Source organism: Aquibium carbonis (assembly GCF_003970795.1).
GTDB lineage: Bacteria > Pseudomonadota > Alphaproteobacteria > Rhizobiales > Rhizobiaceae > Aquibium > Aquibium carbonis.
This window is the reverse complement of the sequence record NZ_RWKW01000001.1, coordinates 1-14,741: the sequence shown is the minus strand read 5'-3', so window position 1 is coordinate 14,741 and position 14,741 is coordinate 1. Positions and strand designations below refer to the sequence as shown.

The following is a 14,741-nucleotide window of genomic DNA, read 5'->3' as shown; positions in this document are numbered from 1 at the left end:
CTGGCTGTTCCTACTCGGCCGCCTTGGCCTCGCGCGGCGCGGCGGGGAAGCGGCAGATGACGGTAGTGCCGCGCGACCGCCCGGTGTCGATCTCGACCGTGCCGCCATGCAATTCCACGAAGCTCTTGACGATGGCGAGGCCGAGGCCCGCGCCGCGCTTGCGGCCGCCATTGGCGCGCGGCTCGAAGCGCTTGAAAGCGGCGTCGAGGATTTCGGGCGGCATGCCGGGGCCGTCATCATGGACGACGAACTCGATCCGGTCGCCCGCCTGCCGGCACGACAGCACGATCGTCGAGTGCTCGGGCGCATAGTTGGCGGCGTTGCTGAGCAGGTTGAACAGGATCTGCCGCAGCCGCTGCTCGTCGGCCTGGAAGGCGGCCGGCGCTGCATCGAGGTCGATCCTGAGTCCGATGTCGTGCTCGCGCAGTTTCTCGGCGACGAGTTCGGCGGTTTCGTGGACGGTGCGGGCCACGGGCACTTCGCCGATCTCCAGTTCCATGATGCCGGCATCGACGGTGGCGAGATCGAGGATGTCGTTGACGATGGTCAGCAGCACCGAGGACGAAGAGGCAATGTGGTCGAGATATTCTTCTTGCCGCGGGTTCATCGGTCCGGTGTCCGGCTGCTCGAGCAGTTCGGTGAAGCCGATGATGTTGGTCAGCGGCGACCGCAATTCGTAGGACACGTGCTGGACGAAGTCGTTCTTGAGCTGGTCGGCCTTCTGCAGCGCTTCGTTTTTCTCCTGCAGGGCGCGCTCGAAGTTCACGCTGTCGGTGACGTCGACGAAGGTGGTCATGACCTGGCCGTTCGGCAGCGGAATCACGGCGTAGCTCAGGATCGATCCCTCGACGAGTTCGACCTTGCCATGCGTCTCGCGGCGCTCTTCGTCGAAGCCGGTGACAGCGGCCACGAAATCCGGCCAGGGACTCTTCGCGCAGGCCCGCTCGCAGGCCTTGCGGATCACGGCTATGTGGATGCCGACGCCGACCTCGTCATTGCCCAGACGCCAGAGCCGCGCAAAGGCAGGGTTGAAGAGCCGCACCCTTCCATCGGGTCCGAAGACGGCGACGCCCTCGGCGAGGTTGTCCAGCGTCTCGCGCTGCACCCGGACTGCCGTGTTGTAGCGGCTTTCGAGATCGAAGCGCTCGGTGAGGTTCTCGAACACCCATGTGACGCCGCCGCGCGGGCTCGGATTGCCGACCACGCGGATCGTGCGCCCGTCGGGCAGGTGCCACCAATGCACCTGCGGATCGACCGAGCGGTACGCCGACAGGAGGTTTTCCTTCCAGCGCCGCCATTCCGGCTGCTCGGCGAGCTTGCCGGCGCTGCGCAGCCTGTCGAGCATCAGCGTGTTGTCGGGGGCGCTTTCGAGGAAACCGGGCTCAAATTCCCAGAGCTTCTGGAGCGCCTGGTTGAAGAAGCGCAGCTTCTGATCGGCGTCGAAGATCGCAACGGCGGTGTTCAGCTGGTCGAGCGTCTCGGAATGGCTACGCATCATGCGTTCGAACTCGCCGCGCAACGTTTCGATCTCGCTGCGATCGGTGGCAAGACCGGCCGATCCGGAGTTCGTGGCGATGTCGGTCACGGCGAAAAGGCGCCGGTCTCCCCCGATCACGGCCGACACGGTCTGCTGGTAGACCGGATCGGACCCATGATGGCGCGTCATGGCTTCGCGCGCCTGGGTGCCGAGCAGTTCGCGACCTTCCGCAACTGCCTGGCCGGGCGTCTCGGCCTCGACCGCTATCGCGTATGCCTCGTTGGCATGCCGAAGTCGGCCGGCAGCATCGCGCAGCCAGAAGGGCATCTCGATGGAATCGAGCAGTTTCAGGACGAGGTCGTGCTCGCTGGCGACAGCGGCATGCTCGGCGCGCAGACGGGCGTGCTCCCTTTGACGTTCCGTCAGCGACTGGAAACGCACGATGGAGTGGCCGGCCGCCTTGCGACCCTGAACTTCCAGGACGATACCGCTCTGGGTTTCGGCGACGAGGTCGAACGGTTCGCCAGCGCTGCGCAGCGACGAAATGGCATTCTCGATCGCAGTCGCGGATCCTGGTGTGAGCCAGCGACCGAAGGCGAGGAACCCCGCACGCTCGTCAGGCACGCCATGGGCGGCGGGAAGGGAGCCCAAGATTTCGGGACGCCGGTGCTCGCTCGACCAGATGACGGTGCGCTGATCACGCACGCTGGCGAGTGCGTCGGAACGCTGGACCACCGCATTGAGTTCGGCGATGCGTTCGCGCAGTTCGAGGTTCTCGGCAGCGATACGTCCACGCTCGCGGATCAGCCAGATCGCCGATACAAGTGCCGCACCCAGCACGCCGGCGAAGGTTGCGAACTGGATGACCTCGAACGCGCCAAAGCCGCCAAAGACGCGGACGCCGGCCGCGCCGATACGTTCCTGCGCGGCGGCAGGCGTCTGGAGGCAGACGAGGCCCGCAAGCGAGGCAACGCCGGCCGCACCCGAGCGCAAGGCATTGCGTACCGTCCTGGTTCGCACCGCGCCCACCGCCGAACACGACCCGCCGATCCCCGAATCTCGCGGGCGCAACACCTGCATCGTTCCCGTCCTCTCCGCCGCTCGACAGCCAGCCGCCCGGCCGCGCCCTCGATTACGCATCCCCGCTCCGAGACCGCATCCCATGGCGAATCAGGGCACTGTACCGGTCGGCGGATTCGCCGTGAAGAAGCTTCCGGGACAAAAAACAGGCCGGGCGGAGAAAGCTCCGCCCGGCCTCTAGATGTTGTGTCGTACAGTAGAAAATTCAGTACCGGTAGTGTTCCGGCTTGAAAGGCCCCTGCGGCGTGACTCCGATATAGGCAGCTTGTTCGCTGGACAGTTCGGTCAGGCGCGCATTGAGCTTGCTGAGATGCAGGCGCGCAACCTTCTCATCGAGATGCTTGGGCAGAACGTAGACCTCGTTCTTGTAGCTCGAACCCTTGGTGTAGAGCTCGATCTGGGCCAGCACCTGGTTGGTGAAGGAGGCCGACATGACGAAGCTGGGATGGCCGGTGGCATTGCCGAGGTTGAGCAGCCGACCTTCCGAGAGAAGCAGGATGCGCTTGCCATCCGGGAACTGGACCATGTCGACCTGCGGCTTGACGTTGGTCCATTTCAGGTTGCGCATCGCCGCGACCTGGATCTCGTTGTCGAAGTGGCCGATGTTGCCGAGGATCACCATGTCCTTCATGGCGCGCATGTGGTCGAGCGTGACCACATCCTTGTTTCCGGTGGCGGTGATGATGATGTCGGCGGAGGGTGCCGCGTCCTCGAGCGTGACGACCTCGAAACCATCCATGGCCGCCTGGAGCGCGCAGATCGGATCCGCCTCGGTGACCTTGACGCGGGCGCCGGCGCCGGCGAGCGAGGCGGCCGAGCCCTTGCCCACATCGCCGTAGCCGCAGATGACAGCGACCTTGCCGGCCATCATGACGTCGGTTGCGCGACGGATGCCGTCAACGAGCGATTCCTTGCAGCCGTACTTGTTGTCGAACTTGGACTTTGTGACGCTGTCGTTGACGTTGATCGCCGGGAAGGGCAGCAGCCCCTTCTTCTGCAACTGATAGAGGCGGTTGACGCCGGTGGTCGTCTCCTCGGACACGCCGCGGATGGCATCCTTCTGGCGCTTGAAGAAGCCGGGAGTCGCCGCCATGCGCTTCCGGATCTGGGCAAAGAGGATTTCCTCCTCCTCGCTGCCGGGATTGGTCAGCACGTCCTCGCCCGCCTCGGCGCGAGCGCCGATCAGGATGTACATCGTGGCGTCGCCGCCATCATCGAGGATCATGTTGCTGGGCTGGCCGTCCGGCCACTGGAAGATGCGGTCGGTGTAGTCCCAGTAGTCCTCCAGCGTCTCGCCCTTGACGGCGTAGACGGCCGTACCGGCGGCGGCGATGGCGGCGGCGGCATGGTCCTGGGTGGAAAAGATGTTGCATGAAGCCCAGCGCACGTCTGCACCGAGCGCCTTGAGCGTCTCGATCAGGACGGCGGTCTGGATGGTCATGTGCAGCGAGCCGGTGATCCGCGCGCCCGCCAGTGGCCTGGAAGCGCCGAACTCCTCGCGGCAGGCCATCAGGCCGGGCATTTCCGTTTCGGCGATCTCGATTTCCTTGCGGCCCCAGTCCGCAAGCGAGATATCCTTGACGACGTAATCCTGGCTGGAAGCCATTGCGCATCTCCATTCGACGGCGAAAGGGCCGGCGCAGCCCTAGAGGCCACCCGGCACGAATGGCGCGTCCGTAGCAGATCGCGGCGTCCGTCACAATGGGATATAAGGAAATCTTTATCCGTCTATGTCGGCAACGTTAACCCGCCGTTACGCGTCCTCGCCGAAACGGTCGGCAATCAACGCCGCGATCGCCGCGATCGCCTCGTCCGCGTCCGCCCCGCTGGCGGAGACGCGGATGCAGCAGCCGGGGCTCGCCGCCAGCATCATCAGGCCCATGATGGAGGTTCCGCCGACCGAAATCCCGTCCTTCTCGACCGTGATCTCCGCCTGGTAGGCGCCAGCCACCTGCACGAACCGCGCCGAAGCCCGCGCATGCAGGCCGCGCTGGTTGACGATCGCGAGGTCGCGCACCACCGAGATGGCGGCGTTGTCGTCGCTGCTCATTTGGCGCTCAGGACCTGGCTTGCAACGTTGATGTATTTTCGACCGGCGTTCTGAGCGCCTTCGAGCGCAGCGGCCATGTCGTCGGCGGCGCGGACGCTGGTGAGCTTGATCAGCATCGGCAGGTTCATGCCGGCAATCACCTCGACACGACCCGTCTCCATGACTGAAATCGCCAGATTGGACGGCGTTCCGCCAAACATGTCGGTGAGGATGATTACCCCGGCGCCGACATCGGCCCGTGCGACCGCATCGACGATCTCCCCGCGACGCTCTTCCATATCGTCGTCGGCACCGATGGAGACGGTTTCGAAATTCTGCTGGGCGCCGACGACATGCTCCACCGCGTGGCGGAACTCCTCGGCAAGCCGACCGTGCGTCACGAGCACGAGTCCGATCATAAATGACTTACTCCCGTCACCGCCTGGCTCGGCGCTCTTGTCTCGTCATGCCGAAACGGCCCCGCCGATCGACAGGAGCGCTATCTTGTCGAGCCGGCCGGCATTGACAAGCCCAAATCGAACCACGTGACGGTCATTTCGCCGCGCCAGGTGTCACAATCGCCACGCCCGAGAGAGCGAGAAAGGCTTGCACGGCGGCCACCGAGCCGGTTCCACCGCGCTCGGGAAGATCAAGGCGCGGAAGGACTATTCCCTCGACGGTCGCGGTTTCGCCATCCCAGATCCGCGGCGCAGTCGCGGCCGGAACGAGTCGGACCACGAGGTCCACCTCCATGGCCGGCTCGGCGTCGACCGCACATGGTCCGATCCCGCGAATCTCGACCAGGCCCCCGATCGTTGCGGCGGCGCGGGCCAGCAGGCGGCCCGAACGTTTCTGCACGAACATCTGGTCGTCGCAGACGATGCGCGCGAAACCGCCGGCCATGCGGACACGGTCCAGGAGATCCAACGCGAGGGTCGACTTGCCGCTGCCCGAGGGGCCCGTGATCAGCACGCCACGATCACGCAGGATCACGCCGGTGGCGTGGATGTTGTGCAAGGCCCTCAGTCCTCGGCCGGCAGCGTCATCACGAAGCGAGCGCCCCGAACGTCGCCGGGCTTGCCTCCCACGATGTTCTCGGCCGTGAGCGACCCGCCGTGAGCCTCGACGATCTGCCGGCTGATCGAGAGTCCAAGGCCGGAATTCTGGCCGAAGGCTTCAGTCGACGGCCGATCGGTGTAGAAGCGCTCGAAGATCCGCTCGATGCTCTCGGCGCGGATGCCGGGGCCATTGTCCTCGACGGTCACGAGCACGTGGCTGGCAGTGCGGGAAATGCCGACGACGATGCGTCCACCCTCGTCGGGCACGAAGGAGCGAGCATTGTCGACGAGATTGGTGATGACCTGCCCCAGCCGCAGATCGTGACCGGCGACGCTGAAGCTGCGGCCATTGTCCTTGCCGACCTTCATCTCGATCGCGACGGTCTTCTTGTAGCGTGTCTGTTCGCGCGACAGGGCGACGATGTCGGCGACCAGCTTCTTCAGATCGACCGGCGAGGCGTCCTCACGGGCGAGTTCGGCGTCGAGGCGCGAGGCATCGGAAATGTCGGTGATCAGCCGGTCGAGACGGTGAACGTCATGCATGATGATCTCGAGCAGCCGTTCGCGGTTCGTCTCGTTGCGCGCCAGCGGCAGCGTTTCCACGGCGCTTCGAAGCGATGTCAGCGGATTCTTCAGTTCGTGCGAGACATCGGCTGCGAAGCTCTCGATGGCGTCGATGCGCGCATAGAGCGCGTTGGTCATGTCGCGCAGCGCGACGGACAGATTGCCGATCTCGTCCTGGCGATCGGAGAAGTCGGGAATTTCCTCGCGGCTTCGGACGCCGCGCCGCACCCGAACCGCCGCAGCCGAAAGGCGGCGAAGCGGATTGGCGATGGTGGAGGCGAGCAGCAGCGACAGCGTGGCGGTGACCAGCGCCGCGACGCCGAAGACGCGGAAGATCGCCTTGCGCTCGTCGGAGACGATCTTGTCGATGTCGCCGCCTTGGGTGGAAAGCAGCAGCACGCCGAGAACTGCGCGAAAACGCTGCACCGGCACGGCGACGGAAACGATCATCTCGCCCTTCTCGCTGATGCGCACCACGAAGCCCGGACTGCCGATGAGCGCATTCACAACTTCGGGATAGGCTGCGCCATTGCCGCCCGGCTGCTCGCGGTAGATTGGCAGATCCTTGCGTTGGAAGAAGCCGTAGACGAAGTCCTCGACGCGATCCATCAAGTCGCTTTCGGTGTCGTCGAGCGGCGGCAGATCGTAGCGCAGGATCTGGCCGCGCGAGTAGAGATGGCGTGAATCAAGGACCAGATTGGCGTCGCGATCGTAGATGCGGGCGCGCGTGCGCGTCGGCGAAATAAGCCGGCGCAGAACCGGCGCAACACGCTCCGGATTGATTGGAAAGTCGAGACTGTCGAGTTGGTCAGAGCCCGGCGCGAGGCTCTCGCCGGCCTGCAATTCGAGCAGCTTCTCGGGATCGATGGTAATGGTATCGGTTTCGACCGTCGCCGACGCCGCGATGGCGGCGGCGATGATCTCACCCTGGGTCATCAGGCTCTCGACCCGCGCCTCGATCAGTCCGTCGCGAAACTGGTTCAGGTAAAGGATGCCAAGCACCAGCACGCCGAGACCGGCCAGATTGAGATACAAAATCCGGCGGGTGAGCGACGAGAAGACGTGGTGGCCGAAGAACCGCCGCAACGGCAGCGTGAACCATCGCAGGACGGCTGGCACGCGCTGCCCGTTGGTCGTCCTCGTTTCAGCGGGTGTCGTTTCGGCTACCATATCCTGCCGGGTTCCGCCACGTCACGAGGCCGAAGCGTCGAGCGCCTACATCTCGCGGAAGCGATAGCCCACCCCATAGAGCGTTTCGATCATGTCGAAGTCGTCGTCGACCGCCTTGAACTTCTTCCTCAGCCGCTTGATGTGGCTGTCAATCGTCCGGTCGTCAACGTAGACCTGTTCGTCATAAGCCGAATCCATGAGGGAATCGCGGCTTTTCACGACGCCGGGACGCTGCGCCAGCGAGTGAAGGATCAGGAATTCCGTGACCGTCAGCGTGACCGGCTCGCCCTTCCAGGTGCAGGTGTGGCGCTCCTGGTCCATGACCAGTTGCCCACGCTCGAGCGATTTGGTCTGCGGGGTCGGCGACTTGGCCGCCGCTTCACGCGCGTTGGCGCGCCGCAGCACGGCCTTGACCCGCTCGACCAGCAGGCGCTGGGAAAATGGCTTCCGAATGAAATCGTCAGCGCCCATCTTGAGGCCGAAGAGTTCGTCGATCTCGTCGTCCTTGGAAGTGAGGAAGATGACGGGCAGGTCGCTCTTCTGGCGCAGTCGGCGCAGGAGTTCCATCCCGTCCATGCGCGGCATCTTGATGTCGAGCACGGCAAGCGTTGGCGGGCGGGCCGCGAAGCCCTCGAGCGCGGACGCCCCGTCCGTGTAGGTCTCGACCCGATACCCTTCCGACTCCAGCGCGATGGACACCGAGGTCAGGATGTTGCGGTCGTCGTCGACTAGCGCGATCGTTGCCATATCAAGCATATCCCTCATGAGCGGGCGTCCCTTCCTGCTGCAGGAGAAGGGTATAGGCGGACAAATTGGGTACAAAATGTGGCACAGCCACCCGGCCATAGCATACTCGGCCGCTTCATGACACCGTCGCGGGCCCGATTCCGGTCCGATGCCTCTTTCGCAACGCCCTGGCGCGGATATGGTTCGTTTCGAGTTCGGCGACCACTCTTTAAACGATTTAAACGGATTTCAAAACTTTAAATCGATTAATGATTTGAAATCAAAGACCTTTTCTGTTTCTCCCGTTCAGTGACGTCTGCGTCGATCATTCCGATCCCGCATGCCGTCGATCGGGCGAGCGTGTTTCGCGATGCAGGGAGTGATTGGAATGCAGGAAATCGGAACGCGTAATCCCGCCTGCGGGATCGAGGTTGCGGGACTGACGGATGCGGGCAAGGTCTACTACAATCTCGGCGAGGCCGATCTCTACGAGGAGGCGATTCGACGCGGCGAGGCACGCCTGACCGCGCATGGCGCCCTGGTGGCGCTGACGGGCCAGCACACCGGCCGCTCGCCCAAGGACAAGTTCATCGTCCGCGATGCAGCCACCGACAGCCAAGTCTGGTGGGACAACAACAGGCCTCTGACGCCGCATCAGTTCGACACGCTTCTTGCAGACTTCCTTGCCCACGCGAAGAACCGCGAACTGTTCGTGCAGGATTTGATTGGTGGCGCCGATCCGGAAAACCGCCTGTCGACGCGCGTCATCACCGAATATGCCTGGCACTCGCTGTTCATCCGCAACCTGCTGATCCGTCCCCAGCGCAGCGAGCTCGCCAGTTTCGTGCCGAAACTGACGATCATCGACCTGCCTTCGTTCAAGGCCGACGCCAGCCGACACGGCGCGCGCACCGAGACGATCATCGCCGTGGACTTCACCCGCATGATCGTACTGATCGGCGGCACGTCCTATGCCGGCGAGATGAAGAAGTCGGTCTTCACGGCGCTCAACTACCTTCTGCCCGAGAGCGGTGTGATGCCGATGCACTGTTCGGCCAATGTCGGGTCGGACGGCGACGCCGCCGTGTTCTTCGGCCTTTCGGGCACCGGCAAGACGACGCTGTCGGCCGACCCGGCGCGGACCCTGGTGGGCGACGACGAGCACGGCTGGGGCGAAGACGGCATCTTCAACTTCGAGGGCGGCTGCTATGCCAAGACGATTCGCCTGTCGGCCGAAGCCGAGCCGGAGATCTTCGCCACCACGCAGCGCTTCGGCACGGTGCTGGAGAACGTCGTGCTGGATGCGAACCGCGTGCCGGACTTCGACGACGGTTCGCTGACCGAAAACACGCGCTGCGCCTACCCGCTTCACTTCATCCCCAATGCGAGCGAGACGGGGATTGCCGGGCACCCGAAAAACATCATCATGCTGACGGCCGATGCTTTCGGCGTGATGCCGCCCATCGCCAAGCTGACGCCCGCGCAGGCCATGTACCACTTCCTGTCGGGATACACCGCCAAGGTGGCCGGCACGGAGAAAGGCGTGACCGAACCCGAGGCGACGTTCTCGACCTGTTTCGGCGCACCGTTCATGCCCCGGCACCCTTCGGAGTATGGCAACCTGCTACGCGCGCTCATCGCACGCCATGGCGTCGACTGCTGGCTCGTCAACACCGGCTGGACCGGCGGCGCCTACGGCACCGGCCGGCGCATGCCGATCAAGGCGACGCGCGCCCTGTTGACAGCCGCACTCGACGGTTCGCTCAACCAGGTGGAATTCCGCACCGACCCGAATTTCGGCTTTGCGGTGCCCGTGGCGGTCCCGGGTGTCGACGGCTCCATCCTCGACCCGCGATCGACCTGGACCGACAAGGCCGCCTACGACGCGCAGGCCCGCAAGCTCGTGAACATGTTCGTCGACAATTTCGGCAAGTTCGAAACCCATGTCGACGACAGCGTGATGGGCGCGGCACCGCGGGTGCAGGAAGCCGCCGAGTAGCTTTCCGCTCCGCATTCGACACGATATGATGAGGCCCGGCGCAACCCGCCGGGCCTTTGTCGCTGGGCAGGCAAGGCAGACGACCGCCGCACGCAAAGTGTCCTCCATTTCGCGGCGCAGGAGCACGCCATGGACCAGAAAGCCGAGATCCCTCTTGACTTCGCGCCACTCGGCGAGGACGAGATGTCTCGGCGGGCGCGGGATTATCGTACCCTGATGGCGCAACGGCGCACCGTGCGCGACTTCTCCGACCGGCCGGTCCCCCGCGAGGTCATCGCAGACTGCGTGATGACGGCTGCCAGCGCGCCATCGGGCGCCAACCAGCAGCCCTGGACTTTCGCCTGCATCTCCGACCATCAGGTCAAGCGACGCATTCGCGAAGCGGCCGAGGAGGAAGAGCGGAACTTCTACGCCGGCCGTGCCTCCGACGAATGGCTGCGGGCGCTGGCCCCGCTCGGCACCGACGCCGACAAGCCGTTCCTGGAAACGGCGCCCTGGCTGATCGCGATTTTCGGCCAGCGCTACGGCCTTGGCACCGACGGCAGCCGCGTCAAGCATTACTACGTGCCTGAATCGGTCGGCATCGCCTGCGGTTTCCTGATCGCGGCTCTGCACGGGGCCGGGCTCGCCACCCTGACCCACACCCCCTCGCCGATGGGCTTCCTGAACGCCATCTGCGGTCGTCCCGACAACGAGAAGGCGCTGATCCTGCTGGTGGCGGGCTATCCGGCCGCCGGGGCGAAGGTGCCGGACATCCGCCGCAAGAGCCTCGACGACGTCTCGGTCTGGATCTGATGGCGAGCGTCATATTCGACATCGCGCCCGGCGCGCGCATCAGCGAGGACGAACTCGAGGAAACCTTCATCCGCGCCTCGGGCCCCGGTGGCCAGAACGTCAACAAGGTGGCGACGGCGGTGCAACTTCGCTTCGACGCGGCGAACGCGCCCGGCCTGTCGGAGCGGGTGCGCGAACGCACGATCAAGCTGGCGGGGCAACGTGCGACCAAGGACGGGGCGATCGTGATCGAGGCCGGCCGCTTCCGCACGCAGGAGCGCAACCGTGCCGACGCGCGCGACAGGCTTTTTGCGCTGGTCGCCAAGGCGGCCGAACCGCCGCCGCCGCCGCGCAAGAAGACGAAGCCGTCGCGTGGCGCCGTTGAAAGACGCCTGAAGGAGAAATCCGGCCGCTCGACGATCAAGAAGATGCGTGGCAGGGTCGACGGGGACTGACCCGATCTGAGGGACCCTGTCGCCCACCCGTGCTTTCGACGCGCGCCAGCCGCGTCTGGACAACTCGCTGTCCGACAGGCCGGGGCAAACCGTGGCGTCGCAGCGACGTGACATGGATGTGTCACAAACACCACGCCGGTAACCATAAAACTGCAGCGTCGGCATTGTCGATTGACACGAATCGGTATCGCCCTTTAACTTTTTGTTAACGACGAAGCGCCGGGGCGAGGTTTTGCGGATGGTTTCCAAGTTCAGGCTGGCGGGCGCTCTTGTCGCTCTCGCAGGATATGCCAGCCTTGGCGGCATCGTGACCGGCGTGGCCTTCGCCCAATCGCTCGGGACCAGCGGTCTCACGTCGCAGCCCATCGGCCACTATGACTTCTGCAAGGCCAATCCCGCCGAATGCGCGATCGTTACGCCCGATCGCGGGCCGGTCCGGATGTCGCCTTCGCTGTGGACCAGCGTCAATGACGTCAACGTCGCCGTGAACGCCGCCGTTCGGCCGATGTCCGACTTCGACATCTATGGCAAGGACGAGGTCTGGGCCTATCCCGACGATGGCGTCGGCGACTGCGAGGATTATGTGCTGGAGAAGCGTCGGCAGCTTTCGCGCGTGATCCCCCTGTCGAACCTTCTGATCACCGTGGTGCGCAAGAAGAACGGCGAAGGCCATGCCGTGCTGACGGTGCGCTCCGACATGGGTGATCTGATTCTCGACAACCTCACCGACGAGGTGAAGACCTGGGACCAGACCGGCTACCGCTTCCTGAAGCGGCAGGCCAGCAGCCACACCGGCCGCTGGGTCAGCCTCGTCGACGACCAGAACATGATGGTCGGCTCCGTCCGCAAATAGTGGCGCGCGCGGCAGTGCGTGCGGGTGTGCAACCACCCGCGACGCTTGCCATGCAGCCACCCACCCCGATCCCATCGCGCCAGCCCGGCGTCACGCCGCCTGGCGCGCCTGCGTGTCGGCGCCGACGCGATAGGAGATCGCTTCGGCCAGATGGATGCGGCCGACCGTCTCGACCCCATCGAGATCGGCCAGGGTCCGCGCGACCTTGAGAACGCGGTGATAGGCGCGGGCCGAAAAGCCCATCTTCTCCGACGCCTCGCGCAACAGCGCCAGACCGGCGGCATCCGGTGCCGCGATCTCCTCGATCAGCGCCGGACCACACTGGGCATTGGTACCGATGCCTGGCAAACCGCGCGCGTCGAAACGCTCGCGCTGGATGCGGCGGGCGGCCGCGACGCGCGCTGCGACCTCGGCGCTGGTCTCGGATCGAGCATGCCGCGTCAGGTCGGCGGCGGAGACGGCCGGCACCTCGATGCGCAGGTCGATTCGGTCGAGCAGCGGCCCGGATATGCGCGCCTGGTAGTCGGCCTGGCAGCGCGGGCCGCGGGCGCAGCGATGGCCGGGCTCACCCGCCATGCCGCAGCGGCAAGGGTTCATGGCCGCCACCAGCTGGACGCGCGCCGGATAGGTGACGCGGGCATTGGCGCGGGCTATGACGCATTCGCCGGTCTCGAGCGGCTGGCGCAGCGAATCGAGCACCGGGGCGGCAAATTCGGGCAGTTCGTCGAGGAAGAGGATGCCGTGATGGGCGAGCGATGCCTCGCCCGGCTTGACGCGCAGACCGCCGCCGACCATGGCAGCCATGGAAGCGGAATGGTGCGGGGCGCGGAAGGGTCGCCGGTCCGACAGCTTGCCGCCAGCCAGTTCGCCCGCGATCGAGGCGATCATCGACACCTCCAGCAGTTCGCGCGGCGACAAAGGCGGTAGGATGGATGGCAGGCGTTGGGCCAGCATCGACTTGCCGGAGCCTGGAGGGCCGCTCATCAGAAGATTGTGCCCACCGGCGGCAGCCACCTCGAGCGCACGTTTGGCGCTTTCCTGGCCCTTGATGTCGGCGAGGTCGGGCAGGTTCAGGGCCGGCGGTCGGATCTGCGCCTGCGGGCGGGTCAGGACCTGCGTGCCACGAAAATGGTTGGCGATAGCGATCAGGCTGCGCGGCGCGAGAATCTCGACCTCGGCCCCTGCCCAAGCTGCCTCGGGGCCGCTGGCATGCGGGCAGATCAGCCCCTTGCCGAGCGCATTGGCGCCGATCGCCGCCGGCAGGGTTCCGTCGACCGGTGAGGTCGTGCCGTCGAGCGAGAGTTCGCCGAGCACCACGAACCCGGCCAGCGCATCGCCGGGCACCGCGCCCAGCGCCGCCATCAGCCCGAGCGCGATGGGGAGATCGTAGTGGCTTCTTTTGACACATTCGGCATAAGCTATGCAAAGGTCTCACGTCTCCTTGCGCCACCGATGGTGGCTCACCCAAGCACGCAGAGGACAGAGAGGGTAGCTGTCGGGGGCGGCGCGAGCCTTACTACTCGCCGAAGCCGACCCCGACAGCGGCTGCAACGCGGTGAGCTAGACGGTTCTGCAATGCCGTTTGTGCGAGGCTTCTTGAGCCCGCCGCAGGCGCACTGAGAGTAGCACAATAGGTGGCCTCTTCCGGCTATCTCGTAACTTCCCAGGCTGCGCGAATGAAATTTCCGCTGATGTCTGAGGACGTAATGGGCATGGCCGAGAAGGCAATCAGCGGCTGCATGACTGGCAAAGCCCAGGGCGGTAGGATCGAGCACGACAGCGGAGCACGCGTCCCTCGGATCAAGGAAGGTTTGCTTGGGCGTCTGCAAAATCGCGCGTTGCAGTCAACCTGTGAATGGCCACTTGGATAACGGCTCTCTTGGGTCCGAATCACCGAGGCGGCGAGCAGAAATCCACCCCACAGGACCTCCACGCCATTGGCTTTGACCATCCCCTAGAACCGAAGGTTTCCCTTTATGAGAAGGTCCCTGCGAACCCGTAGTCCCGGTCCTGAGACGCCGTCGTCTGGAACGAAAACAACGCCCTGCTTCTCGAAGGCGTCCTGCAGGCGGCGCCGCGTCTCGAGCGAAACGGTCGTGTCGTTCTGCTCGATGCGCAGGATGGTTCTCTGGCCGACGCCCGACAGCGCGGCCAGCTCTCGCTGACCGATATCGAGGGCGACGCGCGCCGCCCGCAAGAGCTCACTCGGGACATCCATTGGGCCCTCGTAGCGCGCCTGTCCTGGCGGTTCCACAGGATTCCCACTCCGACCACACCGCCACGTGCCGACCAATGCTTGCGGCGTCGTTGACGCCACTTCGGGCCGGCTCGACGCCGCCCGCCTTGGCGCCGTATGCAGGGCCTGTTCCGGCGATCGTGGTGATTCGCTGAATCCTTGGGCGACAGAGGAAGGGCCTTCGACATGGTCGTGCAGTGGAAGCAGGGCGACGGGAACAGCCCGGGGTTCGAGAGGCTCCTTCGGAAGCTCGACTGCCTCGTCGCCGACATGAAGGCGCTTCGGGATGGAAGCCTGCCGGAGGAACTGGCCGGCGTCGA

The 14,741-nt window shown here is 65.1% G+C and carries 12 protein-coding genes and 1 pseudogene; 4 read left to right on the top strand and 9 right to left on the bottom strand.

Annotated features, from left to right (window positions below; all coding sequences use genetic code 11):
* Positions 1-10 precede the first annotated feature (10 nt).
* The 7 genes from EJC49_RS00065 to EJC49_RS00035 all read right to left on the bottom strand — a co-directional run bounded on the left by EJC49_RS00065 (position 11) and on the right by EJC49_RS00035 (position 8,125).
* The gene (locus EJC49_RS00065; protein ID WP_126697406.1) at positions 11-2,557 is read right to left on the bottom strand and encodes a sensor histidine kinase; all 2,547 of its coding nucleotides are present in this window, start codon (positions 2,555-2,557) and stop codon (positions 11-13) included.
* A 205-nt stretch (positions 2,558-2,762) separates the two neighbouring features.
* On the bottom strand, positions 2,763-4,163 hold the full coding sequence (ahcY, locus tag EJC49_RS00060; protein ID WP_126697405.1) for an adenosylhomocysteinase: 1,401 nt from the start codon (positions 4,161-4,163) through the stop codon (positions 2,763-2,765).
* Positions 4,164-4,310: 147 nt separating this feature from the next.
* Positions 4,311-4,607 carry an HPr family phosphocarrier protein gene (locus tag EJC49_RS00055; RefSeq protein WP_126697404.1) on the bottom strand — a complete coding sequence of 99 codons (297 nt, stop codon included), beginning with the start codon at positions 4,605-4,607 and terminating at the stop codon, positions 4,311-4,313.
* Positions 4,604-5,005 (bottom strand): PTS sugar transporter subunit IIA, encoded by a 402-nt coding sequence (locus tag EJC49_RS00050; RefSeq protein WP_126697403.1) that lies wholly within the window; start codon positions 5,003-5,005, stop codon positions 4,604-4,606. Before EJC49_RS00050 ends, EJC49_RS00055 begins: the two co-directional genes overlap by 4 nt.
* A gap of 133 nt (positions 5,006-5,138) precedes the next feature.
* Positions 5,139-5,603: an HPr kinase/phosphorylase gene (locus EJC49_RS00045; RefSeq protein ID WP_126697402.1), complete on the bottom strand. Its 465-nt coding sequence runs from the start codon at positions 5,601-5,603 to the stop codon at positions 5,139-5,141.
* A gap of 5 nt (positions 5,604-5,608) precedes the next feature.
* Entirely contained in the window at positions 5,609-7,378 is a 1,770-nt protein-coding gene (locus EJC49_RS00040; RefSeq protein WP_126697401.1) for a sensor histidine kinase, read from the bottom strand.
* A 45-nt stretch (positions 7,379-7,423) separates the two neighbouring features.
* Positions 7,424-8,125, bottom strand: a complete 702-nt coding sequence (locus tag EJC49_RS00035; protein WP_126697400.1) for a response regulator transcription factor — start codon at positions 8,123-8,125, stop codon at positions 7,424-7,426.
* A 367-nt stretch (positions 8,126-8,492) separates the two neighbouring features.
* On the opposite strand from EJC49_RS00035, the gene EJC49_RS00030 reads away from it, so the two are divergent.
* The 4 genes from EJC49_RS00030 to EJC49_RS00015 all read left to right on the top strand — a co-directional run bounded on the left by EJC49_RS00030 (position 8,493) and on the right by EJC49_RS00015 (position 12,185).
* Positions 8,493-10,103, top strand: coding sequence for a phosphoenolpyruvate carboxykinase (locus EJC49_RS00030; RefSeq protein WP_126697399.1), 1,611 nt, complete (start codon positions 8,493-8,495; stop codon positions 10,101-10,103).
* Positions 10,104-10,232: 129 nt separating this feature from the next.
* Positions 10,233-10,898 (top strand): nitroreductase family protein, encoded by a 666-nt coding sequence (locus tag EJC49_RS00025; protein WP_126697398.1) that lies wholly within the window; start codon positions 10,233-10,235, stop codon positions 10,896-10,898.
* On the top strand, positions 10,898-11,332 hold the full coding sequence (arfB, locus tag EJC49_RS00020) for an alternative ribosome rescue aminoacyl-tRNA hydrolase ArfB (protein WP_126697397.1): 435 nt from the start codon (positions 10,898-10,900) through the stop codon (positions 11,330-11,332). Before EJC49_RS00025 ends, arfB begins: the two co-directional genes overlap by 1 nt.
* 238 nt (positions 11,333-11,570) lie before the next feature.
* On the top strand, positions 11,571-12,185 hold the full coding sequence (locus tag EJC49_RS00015) for a transglutaminase-like cysteine peptidase (RefSeq protein ID WP_126697396.1): 615 nt from the start codon (positions 11,571-11,573) through the stop codon (positions 12,183-12,185).
* A 90-nt stretch (positions 12,186-12,275) separates the two neighbouring features.
* On the opposite strand, the pseudogene EJC49_RS00010 reads toward EJC49_RS00015, so the two are convergent.
* Positions 12,276-13,580 (bottom strand): annotated as a pseudogene (locus EJC49_RS00010) (YifB family Mg chelatase-like AAA ATPase); the annotation flags it as partial.
* 559 nt (positions 13,581-14,139) lie between these two features.
* Positions 14,140-14,403, bottom strand: coding sequence for a helix-turn-helix domain-containing protein (locus tag EJC49_RS00005; RefSeq protein ID WP_126697394.1), 264 nt, complete (start codon positions 14,401-14,403; stop codon positions 14,140-14,142).
* Positions 14,404-14,741: the final 338 nt, after the last annotated feature.

What these genes read in the sequence shown, in the direction of transcription:
- EJC49_RS00030 (WP_126697399.1), top strand. Translation starts at nt 8,493, where the DNA reads ATGCAGGAAATCGGAACGCGTAATCCCGCCTGCGGGATCGAGGTTGCG.
- EJC49_RS00005 (WP_126697394.1), bottom strand. Translation starts at nt 14,403, where the DNA reads ATGGATGTCCCGAGTGAGCTCTTGCGGGCGGCGCGCGTCGCCCTCGAT.
- EJC49_RS00015 (WP_126697396.1), top strand. Translation starts at nt 11,571, where the DNA reads ATGGTTTCCAAGTTCAGGCTGGCGGGCGCTCTTGTCGCTCTCGCAGGA.
- EJC49_RS00050 (WP_126697403.1), bottom strand. Translation starts at nt 5,005, where the DNA reads ATGATCGGACTCGTGCTCGTGACGCACGGTCGGCTTGCCGAGGAGTTC.
- EJC49_RS00035 (WP_126697400.1), bottom strand. Translation starts at nt 8,125, where the DNA reads ATGGCAACGATCGCGCTAGTCGACGACGACCGCAACATCCTGACCTCG.
- ahcY (WP_126697405.1), bottom strand. Translation starts at nt 4,163, where the DNA reads ATGGCTTCCAGCCAGGATTACGTCGTCAAGGATATCTCGCTTGCGGAC.
- EJC49_RS00055 (WP_126697404.1), bottom strand. Translation starts at nt 4,607, where the DNA reads ATGAGCAGCGACGACAACGCCGCCATCTCGGTGGTGCGCGACCTCGCG.
- EJC49_RS00040 (WP_126697401.1), bottom strand. Translation starts at nt 7,378, where the DNA reads ATGGTAGCCGAAACGACACCCGCTGAAACGAGGACGACCAACGGGCAG.
- arfB (WP_126697397.1), top strand. Translation starts at nt 10,898, where the DNA reads ATGGCGAGCGTCATATTCGACATCGCGCCCGGCGCGCGCATCAGCGAG.
- EJC49_RS00065 (WP_126697406.1), bottom strand. Translation starts at nt 2,557, where the DNA reads ATGCAGGTGTTGCGCCCGCGAGATTCGGGGATCGGCGGGTCGTGTTCG.
- EJC49_RS00025 (WP_126697398.1), top strand. Translation starts at nt 10,233, where the DNA reads ATGGACCAGAAAGCCGAGATCCCTCTTGACTTCGCGCCACTCGGCGAG.